Source organism: Bacillus sp. FSL R5-0512, assembly GCF_038593295.1.
Taxonomy (GTDB): Bacteria; Bacillota; Bacilli; order Bacillales; family Bacillaceae; genus Bacillus; species Bacillus safensis.
This window is the reverse complement of sequence record NZ_CP151982.1, coordinates 792,853-813,587: the sequence shown is the minus strand read 5'-3', so window position 1 is coordinate 813,587 and position 20,735 is coordinate 792,853. Positions and strand designations below refer to the sequence as shown.

Below are 20,735 nucleotides of genomic sequence, written 5' to 3'. Positions count from 1 at the left end.
GCTGCTGAAAAGATATGAAACAATCAGCATCGCTATTTCAATTATTCTCTTTTTAAAGATCAAAACCCTGCTTACCGGTAGATGTGAATGTGTTAAATATGCGGCGGAAGTTCTACTTTTGATTCCACTGCTTGATGTAATGCCTGAAGCATGTAGCCAATTCCTTTATATGGAGCCAGCGGATAATTTGCTTTTTGATGAGGCTGTAATAAAGGGTCGATCACTTTTCGATATTTCTTCCCACCTAGTACTACCAGTTCATCATATGCGAAAAGATTTTTTTGATGAAATTGCTGGCTCAGTTCTTCTCGTGTGATCTGCTTAGCATGCGGTGTACCAAAAGCAACATCATAATTTTCATGTATGATATCATCTGCCTTTAAGAACCCGTGCTTCGCTGATAAGATCATCCAGTCTGAAAAAAACGTTTGGGCATAGCTTTTCGTACGCTGATGCAGCGGACTTAAATAAACGAGGTTCGCCGGCTGGCTCCCTGCTTCTGGATCGACGTCCCAAATTTTCTTCGCGCCACATGGAATGATACAAACTCGCTTCACTCAGGTTTTCTCCTTCCTTTTTCGATAGATCTGATACACGATACAGCCTAGCGCTGTGCCAAGTGTATTTAAAAGAATATCATCAATATCGCTGCTTCTTGTAATGATACCAGATTGTGAGAACATCCATTGGAGCAATTCGATCATGGTTGACAGGAGAAAGCCACCAAGAACCGCCTTTTGCCAGCGCATGGTTCGAAAGGCTTGATATAGAAAAAAACCGAGTGGTACAAATAACAATATGTTGCCTGCTAAATTTAAAAAGACAAGATTTGGATAGCCGTGATGGTAGGCGTGAAGATTTTGATAAATGGACTGCAAAGGCAAGAGATTAACACTCACCTGATCTCTTGGGGCGGAAAAACGATTTGGAAAGACCGTCAAATATAATAAAACATTCGTATAAATAAACAGACTGGCAAGAACCAATTCTGTCCGCAAATAAATAAAACGATTGTGCTTTTTTGCCTGTCTGTATCTCATATGTAAATAGAGCGGGACGAGCAGGAGAAAATAAGCAATGGAAAACATAGCACTGGATGTCATACAGAAAGCTGCCCCTTTCTCACATGATGATGCTTGACCATATTTACAGCTTATTCAGGCTTGCCCGCATCTATTCATCACTTATTCTCACATTCAATGAAGAGAAAACCATATTGACAAATCGTCATTTTCCCGCTAAACTGAATGACATTCAGTCAGTTAAGGCCGGTGATGATATGTCGAAACGAGAAAAAATTATGCTTGCTGCGATTGATGCGTTTAAAGAAAAAGGAATCGAAAAGACGACCATTTCGGATATTGTGAAAGCAGCAGGAGTAGCGCAAGGAACGTTTTATTTATATTTTCCTTCAAAGCTTTCCGTCATGCCTGCTATCGCTGAACATTTGATCGCACAGATGGTGCCTGCGATCGAAAAGGAATTAACTCAGCATGCAGATGTCCTCGATCAAGCAGATGCGCTTGTTGAATTTATTTTCGCTTTTACAAGGCAATACCGTGATGTCCTTGCCCTGACCTACTCAGGCTTAGCCGCCACCGAGCATTTAAAGGAATGGGAAGATATTTATGAGCCAATTTACAAATGGGTCGCTGCTTTTTTAGAAAAAGCAAAGCAGGACAAAAGGGTCCGTGCGAATTTGAACTGTCAATATGCAGCCAAATTCATTATCGGTTTACTTGAATCTTCTGCTGAGCAAATGTATTTATTTACGGAAACAGATACAGAAGAGGTTCTGATTCAAAAGCGAGAGGTGAAGCAATTTCTTCTTTACGCACTTGGCTTAGAGACACCTTAACTTAGTACAGCACTTGCTGTACGCTCTTTTTTGGTTTCAAAATGACGAATCGTCATTTTTAAAGTTTTAGGGGGAAATACGATGAAAAAAAGCTGGATGTATGTTGCACTCACTTGTTTATTCGAATTACTTTGGGTGTTTGGTTTAAATAGAGCTGATGCTGTGTGGGAATGGGCGGTCATTATCTGCCTGATCCCAGTTGATTTTTATTTTTTAATGAAGGCCTGCGAGAAGCTGCCGACAGGGACCGTGTACGCCGTGTTTGCCGGAGTTGGAACAATTGGTACATCTTTGATGGATTATGCGCTGTTCGGCGGTTCGTTTTCATTAGAGAAGCTCTTATTTATGGGCATTTTAATTCTCGGAATTATCGGACTGAAAGTGTCTGATGGAGATGCCCATGAGCAGAAAGGAGAAGCGGTATAAATGGGCTGGTTTTTTGTACTGTTGGCCTCTGCCTGCGAAATCGGCGGAACCATTGGCCTCAATATGTTTAGTAAGAAAAAGCAAATCACGACAGGCATTTTATTTGTCGGCGGGTTTGCCTTATCCTTTTTGTTTTTGTACGCCTCGTTCTCATCCGTTCAAGTATCCGTCGCCTATACGGTCTGGATTGGACTTGGAACGGCGGGCTCTGTCTTGTTTAATATGATTCTATTTAAAGAGCCGAAAAACATGATTCGTATACTCAGCTTGCTGCTGATTGTGATTGGTGTGGTTGGGCTGAAGTTGTTTGCGTAATTGAGTCACAAGAAAGAAAAAGTTTATGATGGTATTAGCCATTACATTAGCAATAGAAAAAGCAATGGAGTTGATGTTCCATTGCTTTTTAAGTTAATTTATATACTTTTCTTGGTACGCTTTAAATTGTTCTTCGTATTTTTGCAGCTTTTCCCCATCAACTTTTGAATTTAATTTCGGTTTTCGCTTTCCAATCACCATCACATCTTTATCTACAATAGGACTTGATAAAAAGATGTATGGCGCAAAACGATCACACTTCGTATTTGGGAGGGTTACGGATAACCTGGCATATTCTTCTGTCGGGAATTGGTTCGAAATTTCAAGTTCCTTGAGTCCCACTAATTCCGATATCGGCTCTAAAGACTCGTCCTTCACTTTTATATTTGATAAACACAGATATGTTAAATTCTTGAGGTATCTTAAAGGTTGAAGAGTATTTAAGTTTAATGAATTAAAAAGACCGCCTGACAATTCTAACCATTCTAAATCAGTTTTTTTCTGCAAAGGGGCTATGTCATTCAACTTTGAAAAATCTGTTATGGATAAAGATTTTAAAAAAGTGTTTTTTGATAAATCCCATAAACTTTGTGCCTTTGTATTCCATTCAAGTGCCAATACCTCAACATCTTTAAGAGAACTGATGATTGATAAATCTTCTACTCTCAGTTCACGCATATAGAGCATTTTGGGATTAACTAAGCTCAAGATCGTATTGAATTCCTTTTGGTTCACTTTGTAAATCCACAATTTCGTCAGATTAGAAAAAGATTTCAACCTTTCAATATTTTTTGTTTTTCCTGTGATTAACAACTCAGTGGAATTTTCATCTACATCGGCTAAATCATGAGCAACTTCTGGTCGTTTATCATGATGAAAAATATATTGGGGGTCTTCTTTTAGCAATCTTCTACCTCCACACCTATAATTAGGGCATATCTAAATAAATTTTATCAGTATTTTGGAGTCAACACATTATTATCTTTAGCACTTTCTGATATTTCTTCTGAAGAAACAGGGGAAGGGATAAAAACTAGATGATCTTCTTTGGTCGTCAATCGTGATTATGACCTCTGTTTTCAATCCATTTTATAAAATCTTTATCATCTAAACGTTGGAGACTATCTGCTAGGCAGCGGACTTCTACCAATTGATATGCTAATTTTAGTAGATAAAAGTTAGTAAAATGCCTATATATAAATAAAAGAACTCTAATTCTTATCCGAATTAGAGTCCTCATGATATGACTGATTTTATTTTTCTACCTTAAAATCGAACCCGTTCATCAAAGCCTCTTTTTTTATTTCTCGTTTAATGGGTATCTTGCTGCTCAAGCAAGAAATCCATTGCGTAAATCGATTCGCCTTTCTCATCCAATAAAAAGTACACAATCAAAGGCTCTCCAAAAGCTGCTGTCTGCTGCGCGAACAAAACACAGGTGAATTTTTCAATACCAACTGGCAGCTTTCTTTTTAATAAAGGGTGGAGAATAGGCGAAGCCCGAATTGTATCTACATCAACATCCCAACGTTCGTTTTTTAAAGTTGGATAATGCTCTGATAACAATTGGTGTAACATGCTGGTCGTGAGCGCTGCTTTTCCATCGTATCCATCATTTATTATGTTGGTGTTATACATCCGATGGCTGCTCACCCTTTGAAGCGTTGATTCGTATTCCTTTTAAGACAAATCGTTTCTGACCATCAAGTGTACAAGTGATCAATGTCAGTTCATTTTTCCCGCGATCCTTTAGTACATCCACATCCGTCGGTTCAATCGTAGCTGAGCTGACAATTTTATATTCGTATGTTTCCGCTTGATGATGTAAGACGACCTTTTCTCCTTTCGGCACCTCTGGCAGCTGCCTGAAAAGCCGGTCGCCTCTATACCCTCTATGCCCTGCAATCGTGAAATTCCCTTCACCTGGCATTTGATGAGATTTAATTTGAGTCAGTGCAATACCTAAATTTTCTTTTGTTGTAACAGGAAGCACTTTTTCGTTTAAATCAATTGACGGGATCTCTAGCTCCATCACATCTCGCAGGTCTTCTTCTGACACAGTTAGATGTGGAATAGTAGAAAGAGCATCACTGTCATTTTCTTCAATCATCTTTAATGCCTGTTCCATTGCCGCTGTCTCTTGAGAAGTTCGCCACTCATATAGAAAAGGAACGGAGATGAGCATTAGCCCCGCGACCACCAAAAAGCTGCCTAATAAGGTTCTTTTTTTCATCAATACACTCCTTCCTTTTACTGAATGGTTCTTCTTCTAAGAACAAGGAGAACAGTTCCAGACACTACTAGTAAAATCCCTGCATACATCATATAACGCAGCCATTCTTCTCCAGTCTTTGGCAGCTCACCGTTTGAGTCATGAGGCGGATGCTGATCCCCTTTATCTGAAGCTGGAGGATTCGTGTGATCCTCTTCATTCTTCACTGGTGCATTTTTCACAATCATTGTCTTGATCTCCACTTCGCCCATTTGAATTGTAAAAGCGAGCGGCTTCTTTAAAGCTACATAACCATCTGGTGCTTTCGTCTCTGTGAGTATATATTCTCCAGGTGTAAGCCCTTTGACAATCGCTTCTCCGTCTTTTCCTGTTGTCACAGATTTTATGGTTTTCCCGGCTTTTGTACGAATGTCAAAGGCTGCCCCTTTTAAGGTTCTATCTGTCTGCTGGTCTACCTTTATGATACGCAGACTTCCTAAGATCAAGTGATTCTTCGCTGTTAATTGAAGCGGCTTCTGCTGATTTTTCTCAATTGTGAATAGGATCGGCTGATGATCCAATTGATAGCCATGAGGTGCTTTCGTTTCAACGAATTGATATTGTCCCGGTTTTAAATCGTTGATGTGAAGCTTGCCTTTTTGGTCCGTTACAAGTGATTTCTTCAACGTTTTTCCTTCTTTACTCAGAAGAGCAAACTCTGCATTTTCCAGCGTATGTCCCTCATCATCCACTTTGGTCAGTTCCACTGCTCCCGGCGTCAGCTTGTTAATCATTTCTACTTTTGCTGGTTTGTCTTGACCTAATCGAATTGTAAAGGTGACAGGTGTCTGATCCAATTCATAGCCGGCAATGCTTGCTGTTTCGACAAATCGATAGGTGCCTGGCTTCAGTTGATCGACTGTTAGTTGACCGTTTTTATCTGTCTTTAAGTCTTTCTTTATACGTTGATCGTGCTCATCAAGCAGATCGAAGGTCACTCCATTGAGCAACTGACCATCTTCTCCTTTTTTCTGAAGCTGCACAGCACTTGTCGTCCGAATATTTTCTTTTGTCACTTTCACCAGTTGTTTAGGATTGAAATCAATCTTAAAGTCTACTGGTTCTGCATCAAGTTTATGTCCAAAAGGAGCCTTCGTTTCAACCAATTGGTAAGCGCCTGGTTTCAAATCGTTGACACTGATAATGCCTTTCTCATTGGTTGTTAAACCTGACATCAATTCTTTACCATCGTCATTGAAAAGGGTAAATTCTGCGCCTTTCAATCTCTCTTTTTCTTCCCCTATTTTGGTGAGTTCTACAGAACCTTTCTTGAGCTGATTGATGGCCTCCACTTGAATCAATTCTTTTTGACCTAATTCAACTTGAAAGGCAAGTGGTTTCGTACTCAATTCATAGCCTTCAAGACTCTTTCTTTCAACAAATTGATAGGTTCCAGGTTTTAAACCTGTGAAGGTGATCTTTCCATCCTGATTGGTTGTAATCCCTTCTCCTCCTGCCACTATCTTTCCTTTGGCATCAGATAGGTCAAAGACAACTCCTTCTAATGATTTCCCATCTTCTCCTTTTTTGTGTAACAGCACTCCGCCTGTAGTGCGGCTATTTTCTTTTGTCACACTGACCAGCTTCTCAGGGTTAAATGGAATAGCAAAAGTGACAGGTGTTTCGTCAAGCTCATGACCGAATGGAGCCTTCGTTTCAACAAACTGATAGGTTCCAGGTTTCAGATCGTTGACGATGATCTTCCCGTTCTGATCAGTGACGAGACCTGTTTTTATCTCTTTTCCATTTGCATCTACAAGCTTAAATTCGGCTCCTTCAAGCACATCATCCTTTTCACCGAGCTTTGTGAGCTGGACAGCTCCAGTTTTAAGATCATTGATCACTTTGATCTCTGCTGGTGTTTTTTGTGCGACTTCGATGGTAAACGGATAAGGTTTATTTTTCTTTTCGTAACCATCAATACTCTCTGTCTCTACGAGCTGATATTTGCCCGGTTTGAGGTTATCGACAAAAAGCTTCCCATCTTCATCTGTTGTCAAATCTTTACGCACAACTTCGTCATTTTGATCCCTGACTTCAAATCGAACACCTTGAAGTTTCTCGCCATCTTCCCCTTCTTTCATCACTTCTAATGCACTTGTTTCATATAGGTTCTTTTGCGAAATGACGACTGGTTCCTTTGGATCAAGTGGTACTTCAAATTTGATTGGTGTTTCATCTAACACATAACCATCTGGTGCTTTTGTTTCAATGAGCTGATACGTACCCGGTCTTAGTTCGTTTATCGTGATCTTGCCATTTTCTCCTGTGACAAGCGAACCTTTTAACTCATGCCCGTCTTGATCTAATAGCTTGAACTGTGCACCTTCTAGTCTCTCTCCGCCTTCACCTATTTTGCTCAATTCTGCAGAGCCTTTGATGATGTCATTTACGGCGGTTACAGTTGTTGTTTCTGTTTGATTTTCTTTAATGGTGAACGGCCATTTTTGCTGATTTAATTGATAGCCTTTCGGTGCGTTTGTCTCCACAAAATAATAGGAACCTGGCTCAAGATGTTTGAAAAGAATTTCTCCTTTTTCGTCCGTTTTCAAATGGGTTTGGACGGTCTCTCCAGATTCATTTTTCAGTTCAAATTCTGCATTCTCTAATGCAGCACCTGTCTCTTTGTCTTTTTTCATTAATTTGACATGCTGGCGTATTTCTTGGTTCTGCACCGTCATGCTATTTCCTGTTTTCGCTTGATCTCCTGATTCGTAAGGCTGATCAATCGTTACATGGATCGGTTCCTTCGTCTTAATATAACCATCAGGTGCTTTCTCTTCTGTCACGATATAGTCACCATACAGAAGACGATCAAATCGAAGAGCTCCTTCTTCATCTGTTGCCTTTGTTCCAATGACGATACCACTCGCAGCATCTGTCAGAGAAAAGCTTGCTCCTTTTAGCGCTTTTCCAGTACTTGCATCTACCTTTTTAATGGTTAAAGCACCAATCGCTCCTGTGCCATCTCCCATGCCAGCTGTGCGTTTGACCACAATTGAGGCTTCGGATTCCTTTTTGATTTCTTTTACATTTTCACCTCTAAACGTTACTTCGTTTTGAAGTGTACTTCCCACTTTATCTAAAATGAGAGATTGGTATTCTAAAATATATGGTCTCGTGATTTCTTCTTTAAATTTAATTTGAAAAGAATCTGGATCGAATTCAAGGTCTAGCTCATAATCCTTCCCTTTTTCCAGCTCTTCTCCTTTTGCCACTTGCCCCTTTTCATCTATTGTCGTCGAATAGAGATGAAATGAGTTTTCTATTATGGCTTGGTTACTGCTTGGATGATCTATAATCGTCGCATCTTGGACGGTTGATTGACCAAAGTTGATATTCAGTTTCCAATCAATGACTTTCCCTTGTTGATTTCCTGATTTGCTCGTGTATTTCCCTCCATTTGGAATGGACACTACAGCATTCACGTCTGATTCTTTTGTCTGTCCATCATAAAGGGTCGCCTTATTATCGTAGGTTTTCTGTACTAAATCCATTCCTTCAACACTTGTTTGATACGTGATTTTGTATGGGGAATCAATGGCTTTTTTGAAAATGACTTCGAAGCCTGTTTCTCCCTTTTCATTTTCAAGGAATTTGATGTCATAATGTTCTTTCGCTAATACCTCTTTTTCTTCTGCTCCATTTTCCCCGCCTTGTAAATCAAGCGAGTAAACGGTGATTGAATCTTTAAGCAAACGCTGATTTCCTTGAATGAAATCCTCGATTTTCGCCTCTTCTAAATGTTTCAAGTTATAGTTCACACCGATATTCCATGTGATCTCTTTTTTCTTTGCATTATAAGTTCCGTTTTTGAAGCCATTTGACTGCGTGTATGTGTCAGGCGTGAAGACAGACTGATTTTCCTTCGTCAAATCCTTGCCATCTTCATTTACCCATTCGAGCTTTACATGATTACGCAGGTTCTTTTGGTCTTTATCTGCTCTTTTTTCATAATCAAAAGACGTTGTATATGTGACGGTATGTTCTGTCTTTATTTCTTTCGTAAATTGAATATCAAATCCATTTGCATGTTCAACGATTTGATAATCTGTGCCTTCTTCAAGCACTGTATTACCTGTCGTCACTTTTAAACTATCTTTTTGCAGCGTCAATCCTTCGTTTGTAAACGTATCTTTTAATATCACATTGTTCATCGTTTGTTGATCTTTGTTGAAGGTGATACGCCATGGAATGGTCTTGGTCTTGTAATTCGGTGTTCCATGATTTTTCGTTAGGATTTGCTGGTCAATTCTTTGCTTCCCTTGTTTGCTCTCTTTGCCAGCTGTTACCGTATTGATAATCTCTTCAGATTCAAAAATTCGCTCGGTTGCTTTTGTTTGATAGGTGATGAGATAAGCTGATTGAATATCTTGATTGAATTGCAAGGTAAACCCGTTTTGTTCATCCTTTTTTTGAGGTTGAACCACATAATTTTCAAACGCTTTTGTTCCAGCTTCGTTGCCATTCTGATCAATTGTGACTTCTTTGACTTGAATGGAATCAGATATCAGCGCCTGTGTGCCGTTAAAGAAGTCTTCTAACAAAGCATCCTTTTCAGCAATCTTTTTTTCGTTATAGTTATAACGAATTTCCCATGTAATTGTTTGTGTGACTGGGTCGTAGTGCGCGGCTTTTTTATTTAAAGGACTGCCTCTTGTCACATTCACTGTTCCTTCTGCTGAACTGATCACTTTATCACCAGAAACAAGGGACGCTTTATTACGAAATGCAGATTGATCCTGATTCGTAATATCCGTTTCATACATTAAACGGTAAGCTAGATGAACGTCATCTTTAAATTCAATCGTGAAATCTTGACCATCTGCTGTTTGGCCAATTGTGTAGTGGTTTTCGTCAAGCAGCTGACCAATCGATGTTTCTCCATTTAGCTTTGTATCAATACGATAAAGCTTAATTGAATCTTTTTTCAACGCCTGACCTTCTTGAATCGGATCTAACAGTTTCGCTTGTTTCACATCTTCTAAATCCATATTAAAATCTACTGTCCATTGAATGGTTTCAGCATTGTAAGATCGATTTGGTTCTCCCTTTTTAGAGACGTTTGGGCCATTTGGAATGTATTGAATCGGGATTGATATTTTATCCTTTCCTTCAATCGGGGTAATGACCACTTCTTTTTCTTCAGTAATGACAGTTTTTTTATCTAATTGCGTCCACACTTGAAGTGTTCCATGAATATTTGAATATTGTTTAATAAAATCAGTGAATTCGATGGAGGCATTTCCGCTCTCATCTACAGAAAAATAACCAATGGTTGCCTGATTAAACTTCATCTCAAGACGATCGATTTTTTCATAAATCACTAATTCCTCTGGAACCTTGAAATGGAATTCATCCCCGCCATTATAGCTATGACCGTTCGGGATGGCCCACTCATAGTTAATGGAAATCAGCGAGTTGATATCAGGTTTCTCAACTGAATTTCCTTCCTGATCTTCAAAGATTAATTTCGCATCAGTAAGGAGATTTTCTTGTATCAGCGTTTGTTTTGAAACACTTTGCAGCCCTGCACGCTTAGATACGCTCACTTTGTTTTTTAGTAATTCATCTTCATCGTTTTGTTTCGTTTGAGCGGCTTCTTGATTGTTAGAAGCTTTATCTTTCTCAGATGAGATTGAGTCATCTTTTGGAAGGCTTTCTTCACCCTTATTTTGCTTTGTTTTCTCTTCTTGCTGAGTTATACTGGTGACATCGATGTCAATTGATCCTTCTAAATTTGGATCGATCTCAACATCTTCTTTAAATTTCACCGTCACTTCATTTTGTTTTGAAACGGTATACTCGCCAACAAGTATGTCACCCACAGTAATGGGTTCCTTCTGCTCCTTCTCTACCTGGATGGCTGAAGGAAGAGTGAGAACATACGGATATTGTTTTTTTAGATCAATTCCTTTTATAGACCAATGCACAGTGGCCTTTCTTACTTGCTGATCTTCCATGCTTGATAACTTATTGCCTTCGCTATCAGCAAATTCAATATCCCCATAAATGTTTTCTTGAATTTCTTTTGCTTGTGCCCCTGCTAAAGGCAAGACTCCTAATATACTAGACTGTATGACTAGCACTGTAATGAGTGCCAGCGACAATATTCTTTTCAATACATCCACCCTTTTCTAAAATTAATTTTCAACAACGATAAAAAAATCATTCGTATACTGTCAGATCAATCACCCCGCTTCTGATCAATATTTTCTAAAAATTGCACCTTAAGACCCTATGAATAAAATGAGTTGATCAATCATGAGCTTGAAAGGTCATCATGAGTAGTGGATTGAGTAAATGGATTGGGGTCTATAGAAATGGGGAATAGTGAGAGGATCGTGAAAAGATTAAATGTGAATTTTTATATTTATACTGGAATGAACAATAAACGATGTGTACATGCATATATAAGCATGTATTCACATATGGTTCGTTCATATGAAACAAGCATGTATCATATCGTATGTAAGGTGAGTCAGTTCAGCATTATATAAATCGCATTCCTTTCTACTCCCTTTCATATGGTAATCAAAAATCTGCTGCGTTTTATTCTTACATTTACCGTTTCAACAGCAAAAAAATAAACTTAAATATCTAAAATGATCCATTTTTATAGGATTCATGGCTTACTTATCACCTTTTAAAAGAAATATATGGAGAATCAGGGAATAACATTTGTTTTCGTCTAATTTTTTTCTCTTTTATCATGAAAAGTGAAGACAAAACGATTTAGCCTAAACATTAAAATCATTTTATGCCTATTTAGAAAATCAAATGTTCTTTAAGTGAACTTCATCATATAGAGGCAAGCCAAGGGAAGGAGTTAGTTGTTTAATGGAGCTCATTGATAATAAATCAAAGAGATGGATAAAAATTTTAAAACTGCTTGTATCAAAAGATAAGTGGTGGAGCCTTCAAGAGATATCGAATGAAAATATCGGTTCCGTTCGTGCCATTCAAAGCGATTTAGAACAAATGAAGTCGTTCCAAACAGAGAACGGAGAGCCGTTAATCCACATAAAGCCAAGACAAGGCATATCCATTTGTTATACACAGACGATACGAGTCGACTACTATATCAAAGAAATTCTAAAAGATACGATTGAAATTCGATTGATTGACGGCGTTTTCTTTGAACAAAACAGGTCTTTCTATGAATGGATGGACACGCTGAATATCAGTAGATCCACATTGTATAACACCATTCATAAAATCAATTCGCTTCTTATCTCGTATGACATTGAGTTACGACCAGATAGTATGCAGTTCCATGGGAATGAGAAGGAGATTCGTCAATTTTTTGTGGAATTTTTGTTTGAAGTCTATGGAAGCAGGCTTTGGCCATTCGATGATATTCAAAAGCAAGATGCAGTTGATTTTTTACATAAGCTTTTTCAGGTGCTCGAAGTCAATCTACCTGATGTGGCTATAGATAAATTTTGCCTATGGCTCGCCGTTTCCATACACCGAGTGAGGAAAAATTTTTCAATACGACGCAATTATAGGTACTCATTGGATAAGGAAAAACAATCATCTACAGCTAAAGGTATCTATAATCAAATCAAAAACTTGGAAGAACACGTTTGCCAAATGACAAAGGACACTTTTGGTGTTACGTTGGATCGTCACGAATTTGTCTTTTTACTATTGATTGAACCAGCTATTGGCCATTATAAATCAATTGAAACTGTCGAAGAAAAATTGATGTTCTTTCAATCGCATACACCACACCTCTTCGAAGCCATTCATTCCTTTATCAATCAATTGGAGTTGATTTTTCATCAAGAGGTGGCTAATCGCAAGGCGATGACACTGATTCTTCTCCAATATTATGTGTATTCTAGGGAAATTACCGTAAGAGATGGATTCCTTTTCAAAAAGAAATCGAGGTATTTATCAGAGGTAAAAAAACAGCTTCCTTACTTCTATTCGAGGATTACTCATATCATCCAAGAGCTAAAAACAGACGATATACTTGCTTCTTTAGTGAAAAATGAACGAGAATTGATTCGTATCATTACTTCTAACTGGAGGGGGCTTGTTCATTTGGAAATGGATCGGAGAAACGTGTTGAACATTTTTGTCATTTCAACATTAGGTTATAATCATAGCTTGTTGATTGCGGATTTAATTAAATTAAGATTGCCTCCTCTCATTCATATTTTCACAAGTCCAGAAAATACATTAAATGAACTGACAATGGATCGACTTGGGATTGATATGATTGTGACCGATACTGAGCTTCCTAATCAACTAGGACGCCCTACGCTGCTGATCAGCTCTTTTCCAACAAAGAAAGAATTGGACAACCTGCACTCAAGATTGGTTGATATGACAAACTAATATTCACAAGAAAAGCTGCTGAGGAGCTCTCAAGCAGCTTTTTTGCTTCTGTATTAATGAAGCGCTATTTGTTCATTCATCAAATCAATGGCGTAAAGCGATTGCTCATATTCATCTAATAAAAGGTAGACTTTGAGCGGTGCAGCGGTTTGATCTGTCTGCTGCGTGAATAGAACACAAGTGAATTTTTCGATTCCTTCTGGCAGCTTGCTTTTCAGAAAAGGATGAAGAATAGGAGAAATTCGAAGGGTATCAACATCTTTTAGCCAAAGCTCATCTTGTAACGCAGGATAATGGTCAACCAAAAACTGACGAAACACTTCCAATGTACTCAAGGTAGATATCCTCACTTTCTTCTATTTATGGCTTTAAGCTTACCTAAAAACAAACATGTTCAACTCATCCTATGATCTCAGTCCGCCTATTTTCGCTTACTACTAGAGACATGATTTCATTTTTTCTTCTAAAAGATTTGTAGATCAACTTGACTGCAATGGGTTTTCAATATGTATGACGTTTACTATATGAAATACGAATTCCAACCGATGGACCTATGATCATATTCTTATCTGTTTCTTTCGTGATGAAACGACAACTTCCTTCTACAAAATTCCATTTTTATTCTAAAAAGAGGAAAATAGAGCAAAAAAGAACAGCTGCTCACTGTTCTTTTAGAAGTTATGAAAGGTCTGTCAAAGAGAACACTTCACCGCTCACTGCATCAACGCCTTCATGACAGTCGAGCTTTCCGCATAAAACATATTGTTTTTTCACATCGTCATAGACGTAGATGGGTGTAAGTTCGAGGTGTTCTCTCAATGTTTCAAAGGCTTCTTTCTGAGATATGGTGATTTCACTAACTGTTTGAGATGGATTGAGTATCCCGCATACTTGAAACATCTCTTTTTTATCTATGTAATTAATGGCTTCAAAAGTGCCGGCATCAATGAAGACCTTGATCTTATCCATAAATCCACAGCCTTCTTGCTCATTCGTTTTTAATATCGCTTCGATGCAGCCATGGTCGCGGTGGAGTGTTTTTAGCACCCACTTCCCTGTATCCTTTGAATATTTTTGCGCCAAAAAGGTTCGAACCGCTTTGATACACGCAGCCTGCTCTTCTTTTGAGATTGGGAATATATCCGGCGAAGGCTCCAGTGAGAAGGCTTGTTCAGCAGTAATGTCCTCGTTTATATCGATTTCCTTTTTTTCAAAGGCTTTGTTTAACGGTTCATTCCACTCCATGACCTGATGCATGTGGATGCAATGCGTTTCTTCACGCCCAATTTCAAACGGAAGCGTACCTGTTCCATCGTTCTTCACATAAATTTCTTCTAACGCATATATAGGGCGGATTCGATTCTGCTCGAAGGATGGCCAATCAAACCGCTGCACTTGCTGCTGGGCTAAATCCTCGATCCTATCAATGGAAAGCACATATTCTTCAGTTTTTAGTCGTTTTTTTGCCATAAATGGCCCTCGATGTATATAGTGAATGAGCTGCCCATGTTCATCCCATTTCACTTCGATTCTGCCTGAAGGCGTCACTTTCACACCATCTATTGCTTCTTCGAAAAAAAGTTCCCCTTTCTCCTTTTGATGCATGTGAAAATGCTCACCATAGACCAATCCTGTTTCTTGTTCGATCCATTGAATGACATAAGCTGGATAAGGCCTCTTAAATGTGACACCATTCTTCGCGAAGGTTTTGTCCATGACAAAAATGACCGTTTCAATCTGGCCTGTATTTAAGTTCACGTCAATCACAGCTGTGCCGTCCGGGTTTAGATCATCGTCCTCGGGTTCAGCTTCATGAGAGGGAAACCATTCCATATTCAATGTATAAACCGTTTCATTGAACATATTGACGTAGCGATGAAAACTGTGTCTTTTTAAATAGTAAAGATCTAAACCAAATTTCGCCTTTGTCTGATCGATCAGTTGTTGAATGTTTGCATTCATTTGTTTCACCTCCAAAATGATTCAGTCTTATGGAAGAACAAAGATGACGATAAAGCCGAAGATGACGATCGCTGTTAATAATCCTAAAACCATTGACACCATGTTTGTTTTCTTTGTAAAGCCTTTTAATTCATGCTCTTCAGTCGACCGATCGATTTTTCTAAAGCGAAAAAGCATGCTTAAATTAATAAGGGCTAGAGTTACAAATAATAAGAAAATTAAAAGCATAGGTTGTATGTTTAAGAATGGATTCGTTACATCTTGGAAGCTGAATGACTGAAGGAACATCAGACCACTTAATACTGCTCTTGAAATATTTTCTGCCTTCTTTTCTTTCTCCCACTCTTCCCCCAATTTTTCTTTTTCATAAATGGCTATCTGCTCGAAAAGGGGAATGAAAGACTTTGTTGATCCTTTTTTAATAAAACCATAAATACTTAGAAAGAGCATGATAATTCCTAAACAAAGAAAGAAATGTGTAAATCGAATGTCAGACATTTGAATCAAGATAAAAAAAGCGACGATTATGATGCCGGCTATTAAATTAGAAACGACTATTTGTTTTGATCTCATCATTTTTAATGCAGCTTGTTCCATGTAATACTCCTCCTCGTTTCAAATGTTTCTGTTAAGCGCTCTATCTCTATTACGATTTTATTGAAAAAATGTTTCAATATTTCCCCTTTCCATTGCAGAAATGGAAAGACGCCCATCATTCAATGGACGTCTCATCCTTCGTAAGGAAATCATCAAAGCATGTCTTGAACCACTTTTCTGTCTTTTATTTGCTCAGCTGCCATGTGTTTAAAGTCCTCAATCGACAGCTGCTTTGACGTCTTTTCTCCGTGCTGTCTGATATTTAGTGTGTTGTCTTGCATTTCTGTATCGCCGATGACTGCGATATAAGGGATTTTTTGCATTTGTGCTTCTCTCATTTTGTAGCCAAGTTTTTCATCCCGCTCATCGATTGTGGCTCTTATTCCGATACTTCTTAATTGCTGCTGCACCTCTAAGCAGTGATCAAGATGAACAGTTGAGACAGGGATGATTTGTACTTGTACTGGTGCTAGCCATAATGGGAAAGCGCCCGCAAAATGCTCGATGAGAATGCCTAGGAAACGATCTAGAGAACCAAAAATGGCACTGTGAATCACAACTGGCCGTACCTTTTCATTTTTTTCGTTAATATATGTTAAATCAAATTTCTCAGGCATTTGGAAATCCAGCTGAATTGTGGCACACTGATGGCTCCGCTGCAAGGCATCTTTGATATGAAAATCGATCTTTGGACCATAAAATGCCCCATCTCCTTCGTTTAGCTGGTAGTCAACCTTTAGACGATCAAGGACATTTTTTAGCGCTGTTTCGGATATATCCCAAATGGCATCATCCCCTAAGGCTTTTTCTGGACGAGTGGATAGCTCGACGGAATACTCAAACCCAAATGTCCGATACACATGATCAACTAATTGAAAAATCCGTTTGATTTCAGCTTCAATTTGATCTTCTCTTAAAAAAATGTGAGCATCATCTTGGCAAAATGTCCTGACCCTGAACAATCCATTTAACGCTCCGCTAAATTCATGACGATGCACCTGACCAAACTCAGCCATTCTGATCGGAAGGTCTCTGTATGAATATAAGCTGTTTTTGAACATGAGCATATGCCCTGGACAGTTCATCGGTTTTAAAGCAAAGCTTGTATGGTCTACTTCTGAGAAATACATATTTTCATGATAATGATCCCAGTGCCCTGACTTTTCCCAAAGCTCTTGGTTCATCATAAACGGCGTACTCACTTCTTCGTATTGCGCTTTGCCTCGCACTTCTCTTGAAAAGGCCATTAATTCATTTCTGACAATCTGACCTTTTGGTAAATAAAACGGCATACCTGGCGCTTCTTCTGAAAACATAAAGAGAGATAACTGTTTCCCTAATTTCCGGTGATCACGTTTATTTGCTTCTTCCATGAAATGAAGGTAATCAGCGAGATGATTTGGATGTTGAAACGCCACACCATACACTCGCTGCAAGACATCCTGATTGCTATCTCCCCGCCAATAAGCCCCTGCAACGCGTGTTAGTTTAAATGACTTTAAGTACCCTGTAGAAGGTACATGCGGCCCGCGGCATAAGTCGATAAATTCACCCTGCTGATACACTGTGATGGCCTCTTCTGAGGGGAGTCGTTTTAAGATATCTAGCTTATATGGATCATGTGCAAACAACGATTCAGCTTCTTTGTAAGAGACCTCCTTTCTTTGGATGAGGAGATTCTCGTTTATGATCTTTTCCATCTCTTTTTCAATTGCAGCCAAATCCTCTACACTTAATGTTTGATTGAGCTTCATATCATAGTAAAATCCATTTTCGATAACAGGTCCGATTCCAAGTGTGACATTTTCGTATAACCTTTTCACAGCTTGGGCTAATACGTGTGCAGATGTATGGCGCAACACTTCAAGCCCTTCTTTTGAATCGAGTGTGACAATAGACAGCCGAGCATCACAATCCAGCTGATGACTGACATCGACCATTTGTTCATTGATCTTTCCTGCCACTGCTTTCTTCCTTAAGCTTGGGCTAATATAGGAGGCAACATCTGCGACAGTCGTACCTGCGGGAAACTCCTTTATCTTTCCATCGGGAAATTGAATCTTCACCATTTTTTCTCTCATATCTGACACACCTTTCCTATTTTTTGAAATAAAAAAACACACCCATCCCGCGTAAAGGGACGAATGTGTAATCCGTGGTTCCACCCAAATTCCCATAATGCGCATTTGCTTTATGGCTCTGGTGCCGTAACGTGGCATTGACGGTATTGGATACTGCGATTTTCCCCAATACAGCTCAAAGGTGGTAAGACAGCTTTTCTGCGTTAGGAAGATTTCAGCGTGACTTCCCTCTCTGGTAACCGTAAAAGCTGCTCATGTCCTTTTCGAAGCAATGATCATATATGGGTGTACAAAAAAAACACACCCATCCCTCATAGAGGGACGAATGTGTGATCCGTGGTTCCACCCAAATTCCCATAACGCGTATTCGCTTTATGGCTCTGGTGCCGTAACGTGGCGTAGACGATATTGGATACTGTAATTTCCCCAATACAGCTCAAAGGTGGTAAGACAATTTTTCTGTGTTAGGAAGATTTCAGCGTGACTTCCCTCTCTGGTAACCAGTAAAAAATTGCTCATGTCCTTTTCTTCGCTTTTAATTTCTCCATATCTTACATGATGATGATGGATTGTGTAAAGTTTTATTTTGTGCAGTGGTAACGAAATTCATTCTTTAAATGTAATATTGTGTGTATTCGCTTGGGCTGTATTCAATTTGAAACGCAGGAGATAAGGCTCGTTTCACTTCTTCAGTGATACGCTCTCCTTCTTGATTGAACTTCCTTTCCATGTTTACACCATTTGGCAGCAAATCATCGGTTTCTTCGTCAAACCAGCGGCCATACTGTATATTCCAATTCCATAACTTTGAGAAAAGGGTATCACTCATTGGTACATCATCTCTTTCTAAATGACATTGACAATGCCCGCAATGAAAAGGTTCACCACCGTAATCTCCTTCAATTTTCACAAAAGGATGATCCTCAAACTCTCGACAGCACACCCATTTTTTGAAGTTCTGACCGAACTCTGTCAGTTTAATCGAGTAATAACGCATGGAAGTTCGTTTTCCTTTCATGTCAAACATCCCTTGATCAATTAATGTCTTCAATCGATATTCAATAAAATCATCACCGATATACTGATCTAAATGACCAATGACTTCTCCTATTAAGCGTGGAGTGACGATATACTCCTCTTCTGGCGCGGACTGATGAAGCCGCTTAGCCATTTTCACTAAATAAGCATCAAATTCATCTTCTGGTACGCTGATCACTTGTCCTTTTTGCCATATCCGCAGCGTATGATTTTCTTTAGCAAGTGAAAGCCATTCGTTTTGTAATCTTTCTCTCTCTTCTTTTGTCACTGGGTGAATATGCTCTTTACTCTCATACAAAATTTTAAATTTTTCAGATGCGATTTCTCCGGAATCTCGAAGGATCATTCTTCTTGTATTCGTATTGAACAGCTGATCAAATGCTGTCGTTGTATTGATTACAGACAATTCAACCCTTTTTTCTTTTAATAAATAGACGGCATATCGCAAGCCAATTTGCTCATGTGCATTACTGCCTGCCCAGATGAGAATACGACTGCCAGTCTTTATTTCTTTTATTTGCTGAAGCATTCTGTGCTGATCGTTAACCATGTCGTCAAAATAGCCAAATTCGTTTGACATCACGTTACGCAGCCATTCTATACGGTTCGCTTGTCCTTCACGATTGTGCAATTGCCAAAGCGGGCCAATGGAATACGTATCATCAAACGTGATCACTTCTTCAAATCGGTTTCTTTTCATTTCAATTAGTGCTTGTTTTAAACTACCAGCAGCTGAAGCGCCGAAAACAATATGAATCATGTTTGTCTCCTTTTACCTTACAGTTTCTTTCATTTTGACCTATTCCTGGTTCTTGCGTCAATTCTATTGAGTCAATTTCATTCAAAAGTATGACAAAGAGACGATAAGATATATACAGAAGAAATGAATGCAGAATCGAGGAGAAAAATGTTCTTAGACTTTTTATTTAAAAAAGAAAAAACGACTAAACCCGTTGTACAGAAAGATGTCCAACAAAAAACTACGGACAACAAAAAAACCGAACGAAAAGGGGCACTTGGTGAGTACAAAATAGATATTCAGCTCTCACAATTGCCAAAAGATTTTCTTTTTTTGAATGATGTAATGATAGAAAATCCTTCTTCTTCAACGGGTTACTCTCAAATTGACCATATCGTCATCTCGCCGCATGCCTTGTTCGTAATTGAAACGAAGAACTATCAGGGGACAATTTACGGTGGTAAAAAGCGAAAGACATGGCTGGTAAACGGAAAATTTCCGTTTATGAGTCCACTCGCTCAAAATTATGGGCACATCCAAGCCATCAAGCGCTGCTCAGGAAATTTGATTGATATCTCATCAGTCGTTTCTTTAATCTCATTTACGAAGCGATGTACATTTAAAGTAGACGAAGAATTAAGGAAAATTCATTCAAATGAGTTAGTCATTTATGATATAGAATTAACGGAATTTATCAAACGGAAGAGTGCAAATATCCGCATGCAGCATCCATCACCGATTTATTCTGAGAGCGAACGAACGCGTTTGTATGCAACACTCTGTCAAGCTAATATCAAAGATGACAAAATTCGAAAACAGCATATTGAACAAATTAAGCGAACTTCATCTGGACAAAAATCTGAGAACGCAGTTTGCCATGAATGCCAAACCTCTGTATCCGATAAAGTTCGATCGTACTGTCTGTCTCAATCAAGATTCCAAGGAAAAATTTTTTGCTATACTCATCAAAAAACATTTACAAATAAAAAAAGGTAAGGACACGTCTCCTTACTTTTTTTATTTTCTACGACCTCATCTAAAAACCCCATATGCTCAACAACTTTCATATCGTTCATAAATTGCTGTAAACTTTCTCTA

General features: G+C 38.7%; 16 protein-coding genes and 1 other annotated feature. Of the genes, 5 read left to right on the top strand and 11 right to left on the bottom strand.

All coding sequences use genetic code 11. The features are described 5' to 3' along the window. Positions 1-92 precede the first annotated feature (92 nt). The gene (locus NSQ25_RS03985) at positions 93-557 is read right to left on the bottom strand and encodes a DUF6884 domain-containing protein (RefSeq protein ID WP_251232610.1); all 465 of its coding nucleotides are present in this window, start codon (positions 555-557) and stop codon (positions 93-95) included. After that, positions 558-1,103 (bottom strand): VanZ family protein, encoded by a 546-nt coding sequence (locus NSQ25_RS03980; RefSeq protein ID WP_034283737.1) that lies wholly within the window; start codon positions 1,101-1,103, stop codon positions 558-560. Positions 1,104-1,279: 176 nt separating this feature from the next. Here NSQ25_RS03980 and NSQ25_RS03975 point away from each other — a divergent pair, with 176 nt between their 5' ends. The 3 genes from NSQ25_RS03975 to NSQ25_RS03965 all read left to right on the top strand — a co-directional run bounded on the left by NSQ25_RS03975 (position 1,280) and on the right by NSQ25_RS03965 (position 2,599). Next, positions 1,280-1,858 (top strand): TetR family transcriptional regulator, encoded by a 579-nt coding sequence (locus NSQ25_RS03975; protein WP_046314349.1) that lies wholly within the window; start codon positions 1,280-1,282, stop codon positions 1,856-1,858. A gap of 81 nt (positions 1,859-1,939) precedes the next feature. Continuing rightward, positions 1,940-2,284: an SMR family transporter gene (locus NSQ25_RS03970; RefSeq protein WP_034283735.1), complete on the top strand. Its 345-nt coding sequence runs from the start codon at positions 1,940-1,942 to the stop codon at positions 2,282-2,284. After that, positions 2,285-2,599, top strand: coding sequence for a multidrug efflux SMR transporter (locus NSQ25_RS03965; protein ID WP_003217878.1), 315 nt, complete (start codon positions 2,285-2,287; stop codon positions 2,597-2,599). A gap of 93 nt (positions 2,600-2,692) precedes the next feature. Here NSQ25_RS03965 and NSQ25_RS03960 read toward each other — a convergent pair whose 3' ends face one another. The 4 genes from NSQ25_RS03960 to NSQ25_RS03945 all read right to left on the bottom strand — a co-directional run bounded on the left by NSQ25_RS03960 (position 2,693) and on the right by NSQ25_RS03945 (position 11,002). Then, positions 2,693-3,505 (bottom strand): leucine-rich repeat domain-containing protein, encoded by an 813-nt coding sequence (locus tag NSQ25_RS03960; protein ID WP_280806467.1) that lies wholly within the window; start codon positions 3,503-3,505, stop codon positions 2,693-2,695. Between the two features lie 405 nt (positions 3,506-3,910). Then, positions 3,911-4,237, bottom strand: coding sequence for a hypothetical protein (locus NSQ25_RS03955; protein ID WP_034283728.1), 327 nt, complete (start codon positions 4,235-4,237; stop codon positions 3,911-3,913). Then, positions 4,230-4,832: a class D sortase gene (locus NSQ25_RS03950; RefSeq protein ID WP_326136686.1), complete on the bottom strand. Its 603-nt coding sequence runs from the start codon at positions 4,830-4,832 to the stop codon at positions 4,230-4,232. Before NSQ25_RS03950 ends, NSQ25_RS03955 begins: the two co-directional genes overlap by 8 nt. A 17-nt stretch (positions 4,833-4,849) precedes the next feature. After that, positions 4,850-11,002, bottom strand: coding sequence for a SpaA isopeptide-forming pilin-related protein (locus NSQ25_RS03945; protein WP_342497915.1), 6,153 nt, complete (start codon positions 11,000-11,002; stop codon positions 4,850-4,852). Between the two features lie 709 nt (positions 11,003-11,711). On the opposite strand from NSQ25_RS03945, the gene NSQ25_RS03940 reads away from it, so the two are divergent. Continuing rightward, positions 11,712-13,220: a helix-turn-helix domain-containing protein gene (locus NSQ25_RS03940; RefSeq protein WP_214755657.1), complete on the top strand. Its 1,509-nt coding sequence runs from the start codon at positions 11,712-11,714 to the stop codon at positions 13,218-13,220. Between the two features lie 53 nt (positions 13,221-13,273). Here the strand turns inward: NSQ25_RS03940 and NSQ25_RS03935 are convergent, their stop codons facing one another. The 5 genes from NSQ25_RS03935 to NSQ25_RS03915 form a co-directional block, all read right to left on the bottom strand. After that, positions 13,274-13,555: a hypothetical protein gene (locus NSQ25_RS03935; protein ID WP_024425245.1), complete on the bottom strand. Its 282-nt coding sequence runs from the start codon at positions 13,553-13,555 to the stop codon at positions 13,274-13,276. A 343-nt stretch (positions 13,556-13,898) separates the two neighbouring features. Beyond that, entirely contained in the window at positions 13,899-15,182 is a 1,284-nt protein-coding gene (locus NSQ25_RS03930; RefSeq protein WP_214755656.1) for a hypothetical protein, read from the bottom strand. Positions 15,183-15,209: 27 nt separating this feature from the next. Then, positions 15,210-15,779 carry a hypothetical protein gene (locus NSQ25_RS03925; RefSeq protein ID WP_251217102.1) on the bottom strand — a complete coding sequence of 190 codons (570 nt, stop codon included), beginning with the start codon at positions 15,777-15,779 and terminating at the stop codon, positions 15,210-15,212. A 152-nt stretch (positions 15,780-15,931) separates the two neighbouring features. After that, entirely contained in the window at positions 15,932-17,860 is a 1,929-nt protein-coding gene (gene thrS / locus NSQ25_RS03920; RefSeq protein ID WP_326136688.1) for a threonine--tRNA ligase, read from the bottom strand. Between the two features lie 314 nt (positions 17,861-18,174). Next, positions 18,175-18,399: a binding site (T-box leader), on the bottom strand. 74 nt (positions 18,400-18,473) lie between these two features. Beyond that, a complete protein-coding gene (locus NSQ25_RS03915) occupies positions 18,474-19,658 on the bottom strand; it encodes a DUF1835 domain-containing protein (protein ID WP_326136689.1) in 1,185 nt (394 codons plus the stop codon). Positions 19,659-19,805: 147 nt separating this feature from the next. On the opposite strand from NSQ25_RS03915, the gene NSQ25_RS03910 reads away from it, so the two are divergent. Further along, a complete protein-coding gene (locus NSQ25_RS03910) occupies positions 19,806-20,633 on the top strand; it encodes a nuclease-related domain-containing protein (protein ID WP_326136690.1) in 828 nt (275 codons plus the stop codon). Positions 20,634-20,735 lie beyond the last annotated feature (102 nt).